10 protein-coding genes are annotated in these 19,736 nt (G+C 73.3%); 5 read left to right on the top strand and 5 right to left on the bottom strand.

Going from position 1 to position 19,736, the window contains the following annotated elements:
- The first annotated feature begins 195 nt into the window (after nucleotides 1-195).
- Nucleotides 196-3,381 (top strand): ATP-dependent helicase, encoded by a 3,186-nt coding sequence (locus tag AB0B72_RS36795; protein ID WP_367744197.1) that lies wholly within the window; start codon nucleotides 196-198, stop codon nucleotides 3,379-3,381.
- A 22-nt stretch (nucleotides 3,382-3,403) separates the two neighbouring features.
- The gene (locus AB0B72_RS36790) at nucleotides 3,404-6,766 is read left to right on the top strand and encodes an ATP-dependent helicase (protein WP_367744156.1); all 3,363 of its coding nucleotides are present in this window, start codon (nucleotides 3,404-3,406) and stop codon (nucleotides 6,764-6,766) included.
- Nucleotides 6,767-6,903: 137 nt separating this feature from the next.
- Here the strand turns inward: AB0B72_RS36790 and AB0B72_RS36785 are convergent, their stop codons facing one another.
- The 5 genes from AB0B72_RS36785 to AB0B72_RS36765 form a co-directional block, all read right to left on the bottom strand.
- On the bottom strand, nucleotides 6,904-7,491 hold the full coding sequence (locus tag AB0B72_RS36785) for a Uma2 family endonuclease (RefSeq protein ID WP_367744154.1): 588 nt from the start codon (nucleotides 7,489-7,491) through the stop codon (nucleotides 6,904-6,906).
- A 258-nt stretch (nucleotides 7,492-7,749) separates the two neighbouring features.
- The gene (locus tag AB0B72_RS36780) at nucleotides 7,750-8,991 is read right to left on the bottom strand and encodes a type III PLP-dependent enzyme (RefSeq protein ID WP_367744153.1); all 1,242 of its coding nucleotides are present in this window, start codon (nucleotides 8,989-8,991) and stop codon (nucleotides 7,750-7,752) included.
- A gap of 64 nt (nucleotides 8,992-9,055) precedes the next feature.
- Nucleotides 9,056-11,155: an IucA/IucC family siderophore biosynthesis protein gene (locus tag AB0B72_RS36775; RefSeq protein ID WP_367744152.1), complete on the bottom strand. Its 2,100-nt coding sequence runs from the start codon at nucleotides 11,153-11,155 to the stop codon at nucleotides 9,056-9,058.
- Nucleotides 11,152-12,876: an IucA/IucC family protein gene (locus tag AB0B72_RS36770; protein WP_367744151.1), complete on the bottom strand. Its 1,725-nt coding sequence runs from the start codon at nucleotides 12,874-12,876 to the stop codon at nucleotides 11,152-11,154. The genes AB0B72_RS36775 and AB0B72_RS36770 overlap by 4 nt, the downstream gene beginning before the upstream one ends.
- Nucleotides 12,873-14,060, bottom strand: a complete 1,188-nt coding sequence (locus AB0B72_RS36765; RefSeq protein WP_367744150.1) for an ATP-grasp domain-containing protein — start codon at nucleotides 14,058-14,060, stop codon at nucleotides 12,873-12,875. Before AB0B72_RS36765 ends, AB0B72_RS36770 begins: the two co-directional genes overlap by 4 nt.
- A gap of 124 nt (nucleotides 14,061-14,184) precedes the next feature.
- Here AB0B72_RS36765 and nudC point away from each other — a divergent pair, with 124 nt between their 5' ends.
- The 3 genes from nudC to AB0B72_RS36750 form a co-directional block, all read left to right on the top strand.
- Complete coding sequence (gene nudC, locus AB0B72_RS36760) at nucleotides 14,185-15,090, top strand: NAD(+) diphosphatase (protein WP_367744149.1); 906 nt, start codon at nucleotides 14,185-14,187, stop codon at nucleotides 15,088-15,090.
- Nucleotides 15,091-15,392: 302 nt separating this feature from the next.
- Nucleotides 15,393-18,401, top strand: a complete 3,009-nt coding sequence (locus AB0B72_RS36755; RefSeq protein WP_367744148.1) for a BTAD domain-containing putative transcriptional regulator — start codon at nucleotides 15,393-15,395, stop codon at nucleotides 18,399-18,401.
- A 148-nt stretch (nucleotides 18,402-18,549) separates the two neighbouring features.
- Nucleotides 18,550-19,736: hypothetical protein (locus tag AB0B72_RS36750; protein WP_367744147.1), on the top strand; the 1,187-nt coding region annotated here is incomplete at its 3' end.

Below are 19,736 nucleotides of genomic sequence, written 5' to 3'. Positions count from 1 at the left end.
CCCGCGTAGCACGCCGCCCGGGACGCTGATCGCGTCCCGGGCTGTCCCATATCGAGCTGTTATGCGCGGCGTGTCGTGACGCCTGTGGTGACCACATCACGCTGTACTGGTCAATCGGGCACGATCTACCCCAGTGTTCTGGTGGAATGCTGTGTTGTGAGTGGTCAGAACTACCGCCTGGTGCGGCGCGGGGCGATGGGGCCTGTCGCGACGCCAGTGCTGGACGAGCACCAGCGTGCCGTGGTGGATCACGCGGGCGGCCCGCTTCTGGTGCTCGCCGGGCCCGGCACCGGCAAGACCACCACGATCGTGGAGACGGTGGTCGACCGGATCGAGCGGCGCGGCGTCGACCCCGAGCGGGTGCTGGTCCTCACGTTCAGCCGCAAGGCCGCCGGCGAGCTGCGCGAACGCATCACCGGCCGCCTGCGCAGGACCACCCGGACACCGCTTGCCCTCACCTTCCACAGCTACGCGTACGCGCTGCTGCGCCGGGAGGCGGTGCTGGCGGGTGAGCCGCCGCCTCGGCTGCTGAGCGGCCCGGAGCAACTGCTGGAGATCCGGCGCCTGCTCCACGGCGAGCTGGAGGACGGCGCCAGGCACTGGCCGGCGGACATGCGCGAGCTGCTCAAGACCAGGGGGTTCGCCGAGGAGCTGCGCGACTTCCTGTCCCGCGCGGCGGAGCGCGGGCTGGACGGTGAGGCGCTGGCGCGGCTCGGCCGCGAGCACGGCAGGGCCGACTGGGAGGCGGCAGGCTGGTTCTCCTACCGCTACCAGGACCGCTTCGACCTCGATCCGGTGCCGGCTCTCGACTACGCCGAGCTGATCCGCGAGGCGGCGGGCATGCTGTCCGACGGCGAGGTCCGGCGGCGTGAGCGGGACGCCTACGACGTCGTGCTCGTCGACGAGTACCAGGACACCGACCCGGCGCAGGAGTTCCTGCTCCAGCAGCTCGCCGGGGACGGCCGCGACCTCATCGCGGTGGGCGACCCCGACCAGTCCATCTACGGCTTCCGCGGCGCCGACGTGCAGGGCATCCTCCGGTTCCCCGAGCGGTTCCGTACGAGGGACGGCGGCGACGCCCCGGTCGTCGCCCTCCGGGTGTGCCGCCGCAGCGGCCCTGACCTCCTCGCGGCCTCCCGCCGCCTCGCCTCCCGGCTGCCCGCCGCTCCCGCGCCGGGGGACGCCGCCGGGGGCAGGGCGAGCGGCCACCGCGACCTCGTCCCGGTGGGGGACGCCGAGCCGGGCCAGGTTCGCGTGCTCCTGGCCGACAGCGAGAGCCAGGAGGCCGCCGTCGTGGCCGACACGCTGCGCCGGGCCCATCTGATCGACGGCGTGCCGTGGTCGCGGATGGCCGTGCTCGTGCGCAGCGCCACCCGTCAGGTGCCGCTGCTGCGCCGCGCCCTGATGTCGGCCGGGGTGCCGGTCCTGGTGGCGGGCGATGAGGTGCCGCTGGTGCAGGAGCCCGGCGTCCGGCCGCTGATCACGCTGCTCAAGGTCGCCGTCCAGCCGTCGGCGCTGGACGTCGCGACGGCCGAGGAGCTGCTCACCGGTCCTCTCGGCGGCACCGACATGATCGGCGTACGCCGGCTGCGCCGCGCGCTGCGGATCGCCGAGCACGAGGCCGCCGCCGCTTCGGCCACGGACGCCGCCGGCCAGCCGGCCCTGCCGTTCACTCCGCGCTCCTCCGACGAGATGCTGGTCGCGGCCCTGCGCGACACCCGCGAGCTGATCGGTGTCGAGCCCCACATCGGTGCCTGCGCCGAGCGCGTCGCCCGCCTGCTCAAAACCGCGCGCGACGCCGTACGGCGGGGCCAGGCGGCCGAGGAGGTGCTGTGGGAGATCTGGCAGGCCAGCGGCCTCGCCGAGCGGTGGACCGACGCCAGCCTGGCCGGCGGGTCGAGGGGCGCGCAGGCCGACCGCGACATGGACGGGGTCGTCGCCCTGTTCGACCACGCGGCGCGTTTCGCCGACCGGCTGCCCAAGGCCGGGGTCGAGGTGTTCCTCGACGACCTGACCTCCCAGGAGATCGCGGGTGACTCCCTCGCGGAGACGGCCCCCGAGGGCGACGCCGTACGGATCCTGACCGCGCACCGGTCAAAGGGGCTCGAATGGGACGTGGTGGTGGTCGCGGGCGTGCAGGAGGGCGTCTGGCCCGACCTGCGGCTGCGGGGGTCGCTCCTCGGCACGGAGGCGCTGGTCGAGCTGGCCGCCGGGACCGCGCTGGACGCCACCCGCGTGGCCGCCGCCGCTCTGGCGTCGAAGCTGCTCGCGGAGGAGCGGCGGCTGTTCTACGTGGCGGCCACCCGGGCGCGCAGGAGGCTCGTCGTCACCGCGGTCGGCGGTGAGGACACCGACGAGCGGCCGTCCCGCTTCCTCAGCGAGCTGCTGCCCGGCGGGGCCGGGGCGGCGACCGTGGACGACCGGGCGCGCTGGCTCAGCATGCCGGCCCTGGTCGCCGACCTGCGGGCGGCCGTCTGCGACACGACGAAGCCGGAGGCGGTGCGCCGCGAGGCCGCCGCGCACCTGGCCAGGCTCAGCCGTGCGGGCGTGCCGGGCGCCGCCCCCGCCGAGTGGTACGCGATGACGCCCATCTCCGACGACCGGCCGCTGGTCTGGCCGGACGGCGTCGTCCAGATCTCGCCGTCGGCCGTGGAGAGCTTCACCAAGTGCGGGCTGCGCTGGGTGCTGGAGACGGCCGTCGGCGCCGGGGGCACGAGCGTCACCCAGAGCCTCGGCACGGTCATCCACGCGATCGCCGTGCTCGCGACGGAGGACGGCGCCGACCTCGTCAAGCGGCTCGACGACGTGTGGGACCAGTTCGACTTCGGCGGGGTGTGGTTCAACCGCAAGCAGCGCCGGGTGGCCGAGCAGATGATCGACCGGTTCGTCCGCTGGCACAAGCAGAACCCGCGCGAGCTGGTCGCGCTGGAGGAGTCGTTCACGGCGGTCGTGGCCGACGGCGTGCAGATCAAGGGCCGGGTCGACCGGGTGGAGCGCGACGGCGACGGCCGCGCGGTCATCATCGACATCAAGACCGGCGGCGTCAAGCCGAAGGACGGCGACATCGACCGGCACCCCCAGCTGGGGGTCTACCAGCTCGCCACGCTGCTCGGGGCGTTCGAGCGGCACGGCATGACCGAGCCGGGAGGCGCCTCGCTGGTGCAGGTCGGCAAGGCCGCCGGCACCACCGACGTCGCCCGGGAGCAGGCGCAGCCCGCCCTCGGCGACGACCCGGAGCCCGGCTGGGCCGCCGACCTCGTCGACACGGTCGCGGCCGGCATGTCCGCCAAGGTATTCGTGGCCACGGTGAACGACGGCTGCCGCACGTGCGCCGCTAGAATGGCCTGTCCTGTGAACGACAACGGAGGACAGGTGTGCTGACCGCCGCCCTGCTGGAGCCCGAGTGCTGAGCCCCGGCGACCTCGCGGGCAGGCTGGGGATCCTCCCGCCCACCCCCGAGCAGGCGGCGGTCATCGAGTCGCCGCTGGAGCCGTCCGTCGTCGTCGCGGGAGCGGGGTCGGGCAAGAGCGAGACGATGGCCGGCCGGGTCGTGTGGCTGGTCGCCAACGGCATCGCCCGGCCCGAGCAGATCCTCGGCCTCACCTTCACCCGCAAGGCGGCGGCCGAGCTGTCGGAGCGGGTGCGCAAGCGGCTGGCCGGACTCGGCGCCGCCGGGCTGGTCGACGCCGAGACCCTCGACACCGAGCCGGCCATCTCGACCTACCACGCGTACGCCGCCCGCCTGGTGACCGACCACGCGCTCCGCGAGGGGCTGGAGCCCACCATGCGGCTCGTCACCCCGGCCGTCGCCTGGCAGATGGCGTCGCGCGTCGTCGGCCGGTACGACGGGCCGATGGACCGGGTCGACCTCGCCCCGCCCGGCGTCACCGCGGCGGTGCTGGAGCTGGCGGGGGAGATGGCCGAGCATCTCCGCGGCCCGGACGAGGTCCGCGAGGTCGGCGACTGGCTGCGCGACCGTCTCGCCTCACTGCCGGGCCGGACCACGCTGGCCCAGCAGCGGCCGGTGAAGACCCAGGGCATCCGTGAGCAGCTGCTGCCGATGGTCGAGTCGTACGAGCGGCTGAAGCGGGCGCGGGAGGTCATCGACTACGGCGACCAGATGGCGCTCGCCGCGCGGATCGCCTCCCGGCACCCTGAGGTGGGCGCGTCGGAGCGGTCCCGGTTCTCCGTCGTGCTGCTCGACGAGTATCAGGACACCAGCCACGCCCAGCTCGTGCTGCTGCGCGCGCTGTACGCGGGCGGCCACCCCGTCACTGCGGTGGGCGACCCCTGCCAGTCGATCTACGGCTGGCGCGGGGCCTCGTCCGGCAACCTGTCCCGGTTCCCCGAGGACTTCCCGACGGCGTCGGGCGCGCCCGCCGCCGTCCGCCAGCTCGCGGTGAGCTTCCGCAACGGGGAACGGGTGCTTGACGTGGCGGCGCGGATCCAGGCCCCGCTGCGGCGCGAGGCCCGGCAGGTGCCCGTACTGGTGCCCGGCTCGAACCGGGCCGGCCGGGGGCGGGTGCTGTGCGCGTTCCACGAGACGGCCGAGGACGAGGCGAAGTGGATCGCCGCGGGGGTGGCGCGGATGCTCGACACCGAGGGCGCCCCCGACGGCCTGCCCTGGGGCGAGGGCGAGCGCTCCGGGCGGCGCGGCCCCGGCGTGCAGCCGCAGGACGTGGCGATCCTCGCGCGGAAGCGGTCGCAGTTCCCCGCGCTCCGCAAGGAGCTGGAGGACCTGGGCGTGCCGGTCGAGGTCGTCGGCCTTGGCGGCCTGCTCACCGTGCCCGAGGTGGCCGACATCGTGGCGACCCTGCGCGTGCTGTACGACCCCACGGCGGGGGACGCGCTGGTGCGGCTGCTCGCCGGGCCCCGGTGGCGGATCGGCCCCGCGGACCTCAAACTCCTCGGCGACGCCGCCCGCGAGCTCAACCGCGAGACGCGGCGGGGGGCCCGCGAGGAGGACCCGCTGGACCAGGTCGTGGCCGACATGGCGGAGGAGCGCGGCAGCCTCGTCGACGCTCTCGACGAGCTGCCTGACCGGCCGGACTGGCTGGACGCCTTCTCACCGCTCGCCCGGGTCCGGCTGCCCGCGATCGCCCTGGAGCTGCGGCTGCTGCGAGCGCACGCCGGGCAGCCGCTGCCCGACCTGATCAACGAGGTGGAGCGGCGGCTCGGGCTCGACGTCGAGGTGGCGGCCAGGGGCGGCAGCCCGATGGCCGCGCGGGCGGATCTCGACGCGTTCCTCGACGCGGCCTCCCGGTTCGCGGGCGACGCGGAGGACCCCACGCTCGGCGCGTTCCTCGCCTACCTCAAGGCGGCGGAGAGCGAGGAGTTCGGGCTGGAGGCCGGGCGCGTCGGCGACAGCAACAGCGTCAAGCTGATGACCGTGCACGCCTCGAAGGGCCTGGAGTGGCCGGTGGTGGTGGTGCCGGGCCTGTCGCAGCTCACCACCCAGAAAGGCGGGCTGGCCAAGGGCAGCGTGTTCCCCGCCACGCCGGTGACCAACTCCCGGTGGACGGAGAACCCGCGAAAGCTGCCCTACGTCCTGCGCGGGGACCGGGCGGACCTTCCTGCGCTGGCGGGGCTGGACAAGGAGGCGCTGGGCGACTTCGAGGAGCGCTGCCGCGACCGGGATCTCATGGAGGAGCGGAGGCTGGCCTACGTCGCGGTGACGAGGGCGCACTACCTGCTGATCGCGTCCGGCTACCGGTGGGGCACCTCTTCCAAGCCGCTGGAGCCGTCGGACTTCCTGCTGGAGGTCCGCGACGCGGGCGCCCAGGTGGCGCGGTGGGCCCAGGGCGACGCCGAGGAGAACCCGTTGCTCGCCGAGCCTCCTGCGGCGGAGTGGCCGGCGGTCACCGTCAGGGACGCGGTACGCGACGGGGCCCGCCTCGTGGAGGAGGCGATGGCCGGCCTCGCCGGTCACTCCGCCTCCCCCGATGCCCGGTCCGACGGTCGTACGGACGTCTTCGATGTGGAGGGCCCGGGCCGTGCGGACGTCCCGGGGGCGGACGACGCGGGCCGTACGGATCTGACCGTGGCGGAGCGTGCGAGGCGTGCGGAGCTCAGGGAGCGCGACAGGGAGCGGATGCGGGCCTGGGCGCGCGACACCGACCTGCTGCTGCGGGAGCGGGACGCGGGCCGCCACCGGTCAGGGGCCGTCGTGGAGCTGCCCGCGAAGCTCACCGTGTCGTCGCTGGTGACGCTCGCCTCCGACCCGGTGGCGTTCGCGCGGCAGGTGCGGCGCCCGGTGCCTCGCCGGCCGGCCCCGCTCGCCCGGCGTGGCACGACGTTCCACCGATGGCTGGAGTCGCGCTGGGGGCAGCAGCGGCTCATCGACGACCTCGACCTGCCGGGCGCCGCCGACGAGGTGTCCGAGGCGGACGTGCAGCTCGCCGAGCTGCAGGAGCGGTTCGAGGAGAGCGAGTGGGCGGGACGGGAGCCGCTCGACCTCGAAGTGCCGTTCGAGACCATGATCGCGGATCGGGTGCTGCGCGGCCGGATGGACGCCGTCTTCCGCGAAGGCGACGGGTATGTCGTGGTCGACTGGAAGACCGGTGAGCGGCCCCACGGCAGGGCCGCGGACACCGCGTCGGTCCAGCTCGCTGCTTACCGGCTCGCCTGGGCGACCCTGGCGGGAGTGACGCTGGACAAGGTCGGCGCGGCCTTCCACTACGTGCGTTCGAACGAGACCGTGCGGCCCGTGGACCTCCTTGAGGCCGACGGCCTCACCGCGCTGGTCCTCCGCGTTCCCGAGGAGTGAGCACAGGGGGCGGCCCACGGGCACGAGCACGTCGGATATGCCGCGGCCGTCCCCGGCAGTCCGGAGAGGAGTGCTTCGGAGGAGTACGGGGGAAGCCGGAGGTGTGCGCTCCTCGGAAGCCGCCGGCGCGGCGACCCTCAGCCGAACAGCGCTCCGGTGTCGATCTTGAGTCCGAACGGTGGGGGCAGCTCCAGGGTCGCGCCCTCCTGAACCATCACGACCTGGCGATACGGCTTCCGGTCGTCGTCGGGTGCGAGGTCCGGAAGGGGATCGCTGAACAGGGCCACCGTCCTGGGCGTCATGACCGGATCCACGATCAGGAACAGCGGGACACGCGCCCGGCCGTATTCGAGCGTCTTGTCCTCCCAGTCGACGATGCGTGTGCCGGGTGAGCACACCTCGACGACCAGCAGGGTGCTGTGTCCGTAGACGCGCATCCGGTCGAAGCGCTCCGCCTCACCTGGGGTGACCATGAAATCGGGGAGGCGGTGGTCAAGGAAGGGCGGAATGTACACCGCCCAGTTCTGGTAGAAACGCCAGCCGTTCAGGAGCTTCGCCGGGAACAGCATGTCGGCAAGCCTGTCGACCACATCGGCGCTTTCCTGTCCCATCCACGGGCTCACGACGACCTGCCCGAAGGTGACCTCCGCCTTGTAGCCGGCGTCGTTGAGCTCCTGGCAGAGCTGCTGGATCTCGTCCTCCCCGTCCAGAGGCTCCGCTTCCACAGGCTGTGGGGCCGGAGCTGGTTCCGGTGGGGGCGCGGGTGCGGGTGCGGGACCGGGGTGGTGCCTTCCAGACTTGACCGGCTTGGTAAGCGCCATGTCGCCATCCTCTCAACCTCTCCGCGTTCCGATGGTACGGCCAGTTGCGACAACGGCACGGAAAGTAACAGAGGCCTGTGGAGGAGCACAGAAGCCGAGCGTGAGGCCTGGTGGAGAAGACTGCCACCTGGTGGAAGAAATCCTGACGTCCGGCCGTAGTGATCACAGGTAGTGGAACGACGGCTTCGGATGCATCAGGAAGTCGTGGTGCGAGATGTTCCAGGCGTAGGCCCCGGCCATCGCGAACGCCACCACGTCACCCGGTGCGGGGGACGCCGGGACGCGGCGGGCGAACACGTCCTTCGGCGTGCAGAGCCGCCCGACCAGGGTGACCGGCTCCTCCCCGGCGGCTTCGCGCAGGCCGGGCTTCTGCGCGCCGGTCATTCTGGACACCGTGAACGCCCCGCTCGCGTCACGGGAAAGCAGGACGAACGGCTGGTCGTGGCCCTTCGTGACCGGGGTGCGCAGGTGGTGGGTGCCGCCTGACAGGATCGCGAACCGCTCGCCGTGCACCCGTTTCACGTCCAGGACCGTGGTCAGATACCAGCCGCAGTAGGCCGTCAGCGCCCGGCCCGGCTCCACGCGGAGCGTCTCCCCCGGACGGGCGAGCGCGCGCAGGCCCTCGCCGTACGCGACCCAGTCGAACCGGCTGGACGGGTGCCGGTAGGAGACGGCCATGCCGCCGCCCAGGTTCATCTCGGTCACGCCGAGGCGGCGCCCGTACGCGAGGACGGCCTCCGCGAGTGCGAGCAGCCCGGGGGCGTCGAGGCCGCTCGCCAGGTGCGCGTGGATGCCGCGCAGCCGCACCGGCGCCGTCTGGGGCACGACCTCGGACGGGCCCCGCAGCATGGTGAGGCACGCGTCGACGCCGTCCGGGTCCATCCCGAACGGCGTCGCGCCGCCGCCCATGGCGAGCGCGGCCCCCGCGACGGGCACGTCGAGGTTGACCCGCAGCAGCACGTCCGCCGGGCCGGTGAGGCGGCGAAGCTCGGCCGGGCTCTCGACGTGCCACCGGTACGCGCCGGGGGCGAGCGCCAACTCGGCGGTGGTCTTCCCAGGGCCGCCGAAGCTCAGCGGAGCGTGGGGCATCAGCGCTCGCACGTGGGCGAACTCGCCTCCCGAGGAGACCTCGAAGCCGTCGACGTGCGGGGCGAGAGCGCGCAGGATCTCCGGGTCCGGATTCGCCTTGACCGCGTAGTGGATCTGCGTGCCTCGCATCGCCGCGCGTACGGAGGCCGCGTGGCGCCCGAGCCCCGGCAGGTCGTAGACGTACGCGGGCACGTCGCCGAGCGAGGCCGCGAGTGCCACGACGCTTTCGGGCACATCGGGTGGCGCGATGCTCTGGGCAACGTCGGGCGGCGCGGTGTCATCGGGCACGTCCGGGGTCGTGGTGCTTTCGGGCACATCGGGTGGCGTGCTCACCGGTACGCGGGCCCTCTGCCTGGTGTGCCGCCTGCCAGGGGGCTGTTCATCGGGCTCCCTCCTCCGCCAGATCGCCCAGCGCGGCGCGTCGTTCCTGCCCGGCGAGAGTCGCGGCGAGGGGATTGGGGACGGGCACGTATCCCGCCGCCCGATCGGCCACTCTCGACCAGCGCACGGCGAGGTTGGCCTTGGCGGGCAGCGGCGCACCCGCCAGCAGATCCGCCAACCGGCCGGGCAGGGGGCCTGCCGCCGGGTCCGCCCGCCACTCGTCCGCCTGCAACTGGTCCGCTCGACCTCCGTTCGCCCGATGGCCGTCTCTCCACGGTCCGTCGGTCCGCCTCGCGGCATGCCGCCGCGCGTAGCGGGTCAAGGCGTGCCGGGCGGCCGCCCACAGGTCGCGCAGGACATCCTCCCCGCGTCCCGGCGAGGCCGACTCGGCGACGGTGGCGGCGATTTCCGCCAGGTGGTTGACCATGAGGCAGTACGCGACCCGCTGCCAGCCCCGGCCGGCGTCGTACGTCAGCGCGTCGGCGACCCTGCCGGGCACCCCGGAGAGGTCGTGCCGGCCCGCGACCAGCTTCGTCCCCTCCATGTCACGAAAAATCATCTCAACGGGGAGTCCGTCGCCGTCGACGCCAACGAGCACGTTCTGCAGATGCGGTTCGAGCACCACCCCATGGTGGAAGTAGGCGTCGAGCACGGGAAACGCCACCCGCTCCACGTACGCCCGCCACCACCCGACCGGGTCGGCCGCTCTGCGCTCCAGGACGGCGGCCGGAACACCCGCGAGTGCCCACAGCCCGGAGCCGCCTCCAGCCTCTCCGGTCCCGCTCGCGAGCTGGCCGTACCCGAGCTGCCCGCTCGCGAGCTGATCGTTACCGCATGCCATGCCTCCCGCCTCTTCGCTCCCCGGCCCACCGTCTCCTGACATCCGGGCCGTGCGCGGCGTCTCCGCGGTGCCGTACGAGGGGATCGCGAGCGCCGCCGCGAGGACCGGGGTGACGCCGGGCCCGCACACCTGCCATGGACCGGTACGGACGATCACTCCGAGCCCTTCGAGCAGCCGGGCGCCGAGGGCGGCGGAGCGGTAGCCGGGCTCCGGCAGCCACCGGGTGCCCGGGAAGCGCTCCGCCAGCTCGGCGAAGGCAGGGCGAAGCCGCCCGGTCAGCTCCACCGCGCCCTCAAGCTCGTACCACGCGTTCTTGCGCACGCAGTTGGTGATGCGCACATCGAGGCTGAACTTCAGGCAGGTGCCGGTCACGGGCTCGTACACCGTCCGCACCGACGAGGTGGGGAAGACGGGGCACGCGCTGTCCCCGAGATCCACGAGGCGTCCGTCGGAGAGGGGGCCGCCGAGATCGGCCGCCAGCAGCTCGGCCTGCCACGGGTGCGCGGGCAGCAGGACGTACCCCGGAGGCGCGGTTCCCAGAGCGTCGAGGACGCCTGTCTCACCCCGCCCGGCCAGGAGATCGGCGCGGACGCCGAGCAGCCGCGGCGTGAACCTGGCGTGCGCCTCGGGCGCGTACCGGAGCCAGTCCCGACCCGTCCGGGCCTTGGGCGACGGATGGAACGGGTGGCCCGCGACGAGCGCCTGCTCGGAGGCGAGCCAGGGGTCGGCGGGCGGGACGGCTCGCTCGCGCGCGGCGAGCAGCGTCGCGATGGCCTGCCTGCTGGCGGCCACCTGCGCGGCGAACTCGTCATTCCCGCCGGAACTCCCGCCGGAACTCCCGCCGGAACTCCCGCCGGAACTCCCGCCGGAACTCCCGCCGGAACTCCCGCCGGACTCCCCACGGCTGACGGACTCCGCGTCTCCGCCGTGCGCCGGGCCGGACGGGGCGGTCGCCAGTTCGTGGCGGACGAGCTCTACGAGCAGGCCCGAGGTGAGCGGCCGCCAGGAGCCGCCCGACAGGCGTTCGGGCGGCCCGTCGAAGCGCAGGGCGACCCCGCCGCGCGTCCGCACGCGCAGCAGGGCCCCGCCCACGCGGAGCAGCAGGTACGGCCCGGCGGCCCGCACCCGCCCGCGCGCTCCGCCCAGCTCGCGCAGGCAGCAGCGCAGCAGCGCGCCCAGCGTCGCCTCCTCGGCCGCGGCGGCATGACGGCCGAGCGGGACGCGGTCCACGGTGAGGCCGTCCCTTCGCGCGGTCACGACCGGGACGCGAGATCGCGAAGGGCCGGCCGCAGATAGTTCGGGCCGGTCGTGCCGTAGAACTTGTTGATGTCGCGGGCCCCCGTCCGCTCCTTGTCCACCAGCGTCCCCGCGACGATCATCGACTTGCCGGTCAGGCGGTGGGCGTCCAGGGTCCTGCCCCGGAGCAGCCGCGCCATCGGGTCGTCCCCGTACGGCTCCAGCGCCGCGGACAGCGCCTCCCTGACCAGGCCGGCTCCCGACCCGGGCAGCGCACTGTGGGCCACGGCCGTCGCCGCCAGATGCAGGGTGATGGTCACGAAGACGTCCGCGAGAGCGTACGGGTCGTCGGTCAGCATGCGCTCGTCCCCGAATCCGGGCGGCTCCAGCCCCGCCGCGCGCAGCCGTCCGGGCGAGGCGAGCAGGCCGTCGTCGTCCTTGACCAGCAGCCGGGCCGGCCCGTCGCCGAAGACGAGCGACAGGTTCTGCTGGTGCGCCTCCAGGGCGACGCCGTACCGGACGAAGAGCATGACGCTCCACCGCAGCAGCGTCCCGAGGTAGTCGCGCAGCAGCGCGCGGACGTCCCCTCCGTAGAAGCGCCCGGCCAGTTCGTGGAGCACGAGCCGCCTTCCGTCACCCGGGAGGGGGGCCGGCAGGGCCGCCACGGGCACGATCTCCCCCTCGGGGAGGCGGCGGACCAGCCATCCGAGGAACTCGTGGCCGGCGTGCCCGTACTCCTGCTCGCCGGCCAGCCCCACTCGCATGCCCGGCTCGCGATCGAGGACCTCCCGCAGCAGCGACTCGGCCAGCGCGCCGTCGCGCAGCGTGCCCGGCTTGATCGAACGGCGGTTGCGCACGCCCAGCGTGCTCATCGGGAGCGGCAGCTTGAGATGAGTCCGGGCGTCGACCTCGACCGTACGCATGGACAGCGTCGGTCTGACCGCGAGACGTCGCGCCGGCGCGAGGACGACGCCGGGGATCCCGGCCACGACCGGTACGGAGAGCGGATGCACGGGGAACATCGCGTGCGTCGCCGCGAGGGCGCCTGGCAGCCCGGCGTCGCCCGCCCCCGGCCACCACTGGGGCGGCTCGGGGCAGGTGAGCGTCACCCGCTCGCGCGGCACCGCCGCCCACGCGACCTCGAACTCCGGGGCGAACTCCGGTGCGTGGGCCAGCAGGTCGCGCGGGCTCAGCCCCAGACGGCAGCGGGCGGTCGGATAGATCGGGTGGTCCACCGCCGCGGCCAGCGTCTCGTAGAAGATCAGGTCGCGGCCGCCGCCGGGGCGCGCGGGCTCCCGGGCCAGGCGTGCGGCGACCTCGTCACGATGCCGGTGGTGCAGCTCCAGCGCCGACAGCGCCTCCCGGCACTCGGCGGTGAAGGCGGCGACCCCGGCGGCGTCGGCCGGGTCGGCGACCGCCTCCAGCGTCTCCACCACCTCCGCCAGGCTGAGCCCGGCTCCCGCCGGAACGGCCTTTCGCTTCGAGCCCCGGGAGGCGCGCGACGGGGGAGCGACGGCGAAGTCCTGGAACGGGCTGCCGGACGCGAGCCGCACCCGCCTGCCCGAGGCGAGCACGAGCGCCACGCCGTCCTTGTCGTGCGTCAGCCGGGACGCGAGACCGCCGTAGTCCTCCCTCAGCAGCGCGTCGAGCACCCGGACGGCGAGGTACCGCTCCCTCGGCGACGGCGACTCCAACGCCGATCCCGGCGGCTCGGCCGCCGGGTACGGCCAGGCCGCCGTCACGCGATCACCCAGGGGTGAAGCTTGCGGAAGGCGTGCACGGCGGCGTCCACGCTGAGCCGGTCCGGGCCGGTCGCCCGGATGACGCCGAGATAGTCGCGGTTCGTATGGGTCCGCTCGATCCGGTCGCCCACCTTGCGCAGCGGCCGGTGCCACAGCCGGACGCCGCCGCCCGTCCATGCTTCTGCCCATGCTCCCGGGCTCTCGGGGGAGACCTCCGGCGGCGCGGCCGTGACGACTCCGGACCTGTCGGCGACCACGCTGACCGCCGCCCCGTGCCCGGCAGGCGGCTCCCCGCAGACGTCACCGAGCGGCTCACCGGCGTGGACGCGGAGGATCCGTTCGAACAGCGGCACACCCGTCAGCTCGGCCAGCAGGAAGTCGCAGTTGTCGCCGATGAGGCGGTAGTTGACCTCGACGACGCGCGGCCCGTCCCGGGTCACGGCGAACTCGGTATGGCAGGCACCGAAGCCCGCCCCGAGCGCGCCGAGCGCGGCCATGACATGGCTCACGTGCTCCGGCGGCGGGGAGGGATGCCAGTCCAGACGCTCCTCGACGAAGTGCGGCAGAGGCCCCAGCGTGGTGCGGAAGCCGCCGAGGACCCGGGTCCCCGACCCGTCGCCCAGCGTCTCCAGCGTGTAGAGAGGGCCGTCCAGGAACTCCTCGGCCACCAGGAGGTCGCGCGGGCGCCGCCGCCTGATCGCGGCGACCGCGTCCGCCAGCTCCGCCGCGTCACGCGCCAGCGTCACGTCCTCGCTCGCCACCCCCATCGCCGGTTTCACCACCACCGGGTACGGCAGAGCCGCGGGGAGGCCCGCGCCGGGCGGGAGCCGTACGGACCGGACCGGGTCCAGGGCGGCGAGGGCGCGCCGCGTCAGCGCCTTGTTCTTGGCGGACAAGCAGGAGCGCCACGCCTTCCCCGGCAGGCCGAAGAACGCGGCGGCGAGCGCGGTCGCGGCCTGGAGGTGGTCGGAGTTGGAGAAGACGACGTCCGGCCGGTGGTGCCCGCAGATGGCGTCGATCACCGCGCCGGGGTCGCGCACGTCGGTCTCGACGGCCTCGTGCCCCGGGTAACGGTCCGGCTGATCGGTCAGGATCGTCACGTCCCAGCCCAGCGCCGCCGCGGCCGGCAGGAATCCAGCGGTCACCGAGTCGGTCGGGTTGAGCGTGATGAGGTACAGCCGCACGAAGCCTCCGAGGTAAGGCTAACCTAACCTAACCCGCGTCATCCTAGCCACGCCGACTGCCTCCCGAGGGGAAATCGCCAAGGCCAGCCGGTGCTCCGCGCGGCCTCCGTGTAAAGATGACGCCGTGGAATTCTCCGACACGCTGCTGGGCCCTCTGCTGCTGTCGCGCAGCGCCATCGACCGCTCCGCCGCCCTGCGTGGTGACGAGACGTGGCTGGAGCAGGCCTGGGCGGCGGAGAAGACGAGAGTCCTGCTCGTCCACGATGGCAGCACGCTGCTGCGCCGGTTCACCGACGGCGCCGCGCTCGTGCTGATGTCCCCGGCCGAGGCGCCGGACGGCCCGCGCTACCTGCTGGGAGTGGACGACGACGGTGTGCCCTACTTCGCGGTCAGGGCGCCGCTGCCGCCCGGCGAGTCGGCCGGTCTGCGCTCGGCCGCGGCACTGCTCGACGACCGCGACGCGGGCCTGCTGGTCTACGCCGTGGCCCTGGAGGCATGGCACGACACCCACGAGTTCTGTCCCCGGTGCGGAAGCCGTACGGACATCACGGCGTCGGGGCACGTGCGCGTGTGCCCGCGGGACGGCAGCCAGCACTTCCCCCGGGTGGACCCGGCGGTCATCATGCTCGTCCACGACGACGACGACCGCATCCTGCTCGCCCGGGGGCCGCAGTGGCCCGAGGGCAGGATGTCGGTGCTCGCCGGCTTCGTGGAGCCGGGGGAGTCGCTGGAGCACGCGGTGATCCGCGAGGTCATGGAGGAGGTCGGCGTCGTCGTCACCGCGCCGCGCTACATGGGCAGCCAGCCGTGGCCGTTCCCCCGCAGCCTCATGCTCGGCTTCGTCGCCCGTGCCACCACCACGGAGCTGCGGCCCGACCTGGACGAGATCGCCGAGGCCCGCTGGCTGTCCAGGCGGGAGCTCGCCGCCCAGGTGGAGTCGGGCGAGCTGGGGCTGCCCGGCCCGGTGTCGATCGCGCGCCGGCTCATCGAGACCTGGTACGGCGAGCCGATTCCCGAGCCCGGCGAGTGAACCGGGTCCCGGCTCAACGGAAGTGAACTACCTGCGACCGCTTCGCGAACGGTCTTGCAGCCGCGGCGGGAATTGACCATGCTTGCCGGAAGATCCTTGCGCATCCTCCTCGCCTTTCCGGCCCGCCTCAGCGGTCCCCGGCCGACGGCCGGGCCGAGGGGCAGGAGCCGAGCCGCCCCGTGCGGCTCATCCCGCTGTACCAGACATGCGCGGCCCCCAAGGACCGTGCAGCCACGGCCCGGCCGCTTCTGAACCACTCCGGGCCGCCGTCCCGCCGAGAGCTGACGCGACAGGGAGTGGCGGTGGATTTTCGGCTGCTGGGGCCGGTCGAGGTGTCGGCCGGAGGAGTGCCGGTCCCGCTGGGAGGGGCCAAGCCGCGGACGCTGCTCGCCGCGCTTCTGCTGGAGCGCGGGCGCATCGTGCCGACGCCTCGCCTGATCGACATCATCTGGCCGGACGACCCGCCGGGGACGGCCAGGGCGGCGATACAGACCTACGTCAAGACGTTGCGGCAGGCGCTGGCCCGCCACGGCGCCTCGGATGTGATCGTCACGCGTACGTCCGGCTACCTGGCCCAGATCCCCGACGGGTCGCTCGACGTGGACGTCTTCGAGCGGCTCGTGGCCCAGGCGCGTGCCGCGTCGACCCCCGGCGAGACCTCCGACCTGCTCGGCTCCGCGCTGGCGCTGTGGCGCGGGCCCGCCCTGGCGGGGCTCGACACCTCGCCGCTGGACGGGGAGGTGGCCCGGCTGGAGCAGCTGCGGCTGACCGCCACCGAAGAGCGCATCGCCGCGGACCTGGCGCTGGGGCGGCACGGCAGGCTGGTCGCCGAGCTGGCCTCGCTGGTCGGCCGGCACCCCGCCAACGAGCGGCTGCGGGGCCAGTACATGACCGCGCTGTACCGGCTCGGACGCCAGGCCGACGCGCTGGCCACTTACCGGGAGGGGCGCAGGGCGCTGGTCGAGGACCTCGGGGTCGACCCGGGGCCGGAGCTGTCCGACCTGAATGACGCGATCCTGCGCGGAGACCCCGCTTTGCTGGCGGCGCCGTCCGACGAGACCGTCCGCGGCCCGGTGCCGGCTCAGCTGCCGGTGGCGCCGGGAGACTTCACCGGCCGCGTGCTCGAGACCTCCACCCTTGTCGAGGCGCTGACGACGGGCCCGGCCCCGGCCATCCAGATCATCGGGGGACGCGCCGGGAGCGGCAAGTCCGCCCTGGCCGTCCACGTCGCCCACCAGGTCGCCAAGGCCTTCCCCGACGGGCAGCTGTTCGCCGAGCTGCGGGGGATGAGCGAGGCCCCGGCCGACGCCGGCGAGGTGCTGGGGCGGTTCCTCAAGGCACTGGGGGTGCGGCCGGCCGACGTCCCGGCCGCGACCGCCGAGCGGGCCGAGCTCTACCGCACGCTTCTGGCCGGCCGCCGGGTGCTGGTGCTGCTCGACGACGCGGCCGGGGAGCAGCAGGTGCGGCCACTGCTGCCGGGAGCTCCCGGCGTCGCCGTGATGATCACCTCACGCAACCGGCTCGGCGCGCTGGACGGCGTCCGCCGTACGGACCTGGACGTCCTCGAACCCGATGAGGCGGCCGACCTGCTGGTCCGGATCGTCGGGGCCGAGCGCGTGGCGGCGGAGGAGCCGGTGGCCCGTGAGATCGTCGAGCTGTGCGGCCGGTTGCCGCTGGCGATCCGGATCGCCGGGGCGCGGCTGGCCACCCGGCAGCGCTGGCCGCTGCGGCTGCTGGCCGACCGGCTGACCGACGAGCGGCGACGGCTGGACGAGCTGGCGATCTCGGATCTGGAGGTGCGCGCCGGGTTCGAGCTCAGCTACCGCGGGCTGGACGCGGGCGCTCGCCGGGCGCTGCGGCGGCTCGGCCATCTGGGCGTCCCGGACTTCTCCCCATGGATCGTCGCCTGGTTGAACGACACCTCCATGACGGCCGCCGAGGACGTCCTGGAACGGCTGGTCGACGCGCAGGTGGTGGACTTCAGCCGGGTAGACGAGCTCGGCACGCTCCGGTACCGGATCCACGACCTCGTGCGCATCTACGCGTGTGAGCGCGCGGAGGTGGAGGAGCCCGCCACGGCGCTGGCGGCGGCCGTGGGCCGGGTGCTGCACGGCTGGCTGACCCTGGCCGAACAGGTGGCGGCCGACGCGCCGTCCGACGAGATCGGCTGGATGCGCCCCGCCGTGGCGGCCTTCCCTGTCCCGGACGACCTGATCGCGCAGGTGCTGGCGGATCCGCACGACTGGTTCGGCATCGAGCAGCCCACGCTTGTCGCCGGCGTCGAGCGGGCCGCCGCCCTCGGCCTGCACGAGATGGTCTGCCAGTTCGCCTCCGCCCGGCTGGGGCCCTCGTTCTTCGGGGTGAACAGGTTCGAGTCGCGGGAGCGGATCAACCGGGCCGCGCTGGCCGCCGCCCGCGACGCGGGGGACCGGCAGGGCGAGGCGACCATGCTGGCCGAGCTGGGACACCTGCGCTACCTCCAAGACCACTTCCCGGTGGCGCGCCAGGTCTTCGGCGAGGCGCTCGGCGCGTTCCGCCAGCTCGGGGACGCGCGCGGTCAGGCGGTGGCGCTCGCGGGGCTTGGCGTGACCTGCAGGGAGGCCGGGCGCCTGGTCGACGCGCTGTACTTCCTGGACCAGGCCGGCGAGTTGCTCACCGAGCTGGGGGAGGACGTCGGGATCGCCTATCTGCGGCGGCTGTCCGCCTCCGTGCGCTTGGAGCGAGGGGACTACCCCGCGGCCTGGGCCGGCCTGGAGGAGTCCCTGGACGCCTACCGGCGCACCGGCTGCCGCCGGGGCGAGGCGGCGGCTCTGCGGACGATGAGCCTGTTCCACCGGGCGACGGGCGAGTACGACGAGGCGATCGAGACGGCGGAGGCCGCGAAGGCCATCTTCGCCCGTCTCGGCGACAAGCTGATGGAGGGGTACTCGGTCCGGGCGTGGGCCAAGGCCCAGTTCCGGCTGGGCCGGACCGAGCGTGCCCTGGCCCCTCTCGAAGGGGCGCTGGCGACCTGCCGTTCGATGGGTGACCGGTGGGGGCTGGGGGTGACGCTGCGCACGCTGGGCGAGCTTCACCTGGCCGAGGGCCGCCTGGACGACGCGGTCGCCTGCCTCGCCGCCGCGATGGAGGTGTGGCGGGACATGGAGGCCCCCCTCTGGGGCGCCCGCACCGAACGCGTCATGGCTCTGGTGCACGAGGCGCGCGGCGAGCACGAGACGGCCGCGGCGATCCACAGCCGGGTGCTGACGGTCTTCCACGACCACGGCGCCCGCGAATACAGCGAGCTCACCGGTGGTCCGGCGCCCCTCTGAAAGCCGCTCGAAAGCCGCTCGAAAGCCGGGCTGAAAGATGCGCTGAAAGACGCGCTGAAAGACGCCCGCCGCGGATCCTCAGTGAATTTTCAGCGCCCTGATCGACCCTTTCGGTGTCGGAACACGAAATTCTCCACCGGAAGGCCCCATGAAACTCAACCGTGTGATCACACGCATGCTCGCGATAACGGTGGCGGCGGCCCTCGGCGTCACCGGAGCCGCGGTGACGGCCATCACCGTCGCGATCCCCGCCCACGCCGAGTCCACGGCCGGCGGCCAGATCACCCCCACCGAGGTCCTCACCCGTGCCCAGTACTGGGTCGACCAGGGCTACACCTACCTGAACAGCTCGGACACGAGCACCTGGCGCACGGGCCCCACTGGCAGCGAGAAATATCGCCGCGACTGTTCCGGGCTGATCTCGATGGTCTGGCACCTACCCCAGGGCTACTACGACACCAGCGTCTACGAAAGCTGGCTCGGCGGCAGGCTCACCCGCCTCGGCAGCTTCAACGACCTCAGGCCCGGAGACGCCATCCTGCGGGTGAACTTCAAGGGCCTGTCGGACCACACCGAACTGTTCGCCTTCTGGGCGAACGACGCCGACCACTCCAAGGGCGCCTACTTCTACTCGTTCAACTCCACCGGCTACACGGTCCGCAACCCGTACAAGAACAACACCGAAAACAAGCTGGGCTTCCGCTCGCTGAGCGACATCACCACCAACTTCGAGCACGCCATCCACTACAACAACCTCATCGCCGACTCTCCTCCCAACAGTTCTTCCGGTAATCCTTTCGGCAGTCCGGCGGTGGTGCATGAGGGTTTCGTCAGCATGTTCACGCGTAGTGCCGGTGACGGTCATATTCAGGAGGCGTATCTGCCGAAGATCGGCTCGTCCTGGTACACCCAGGACCTGAGTAGCGGGGCCGGCATCCCGGCGTCGGCGACGAAGCCGGTGGCGATCGTGCATGAGGGGTACACCAGCGTTTTCACCGTCAACGCCTCCGACGGCCATCTCCAGGAGACCTACCTCCCCAAGATCGGTTCGGCCTGGTACACCCAGGATCTCAGCAGCACCGCCGGTACTCCGGCCTCGGCCGATGTGACACCCGCCGTGGTGGTGCATGAGGGGTATACGAGCGTTTTCACCGTCAACGCCGCCGACGGTCATCTCCAGGAGACCTACCTCCCGAAGATTGGTTCGGCGTGGTACACGCAGGACATCAGTGGCACGGCGGGCACTCCGGCCGTGACGGGCACACCCGCTGTGGTGGTGCATGAGGGGTACACCAGCGTTTTCACCGTCAACGCCTCCGGTGGTCATCTCCAGGA

Origin of the sequence: Microbispora sp. NPDC049125 (assembly GCF_040802045.1) — a bacterium.
Classification (GTDB): domain Bacteria; phylum Actinomycetota; class Actinomycetes; order Streptosporangiales; family Streptosporangiaceae; genus Microbispora.
The sequence above is the reverse complement of the archived record's forward strand: the minus strand, read 5'-3'. Positions and strand labels throughout refer to the sequence as shown.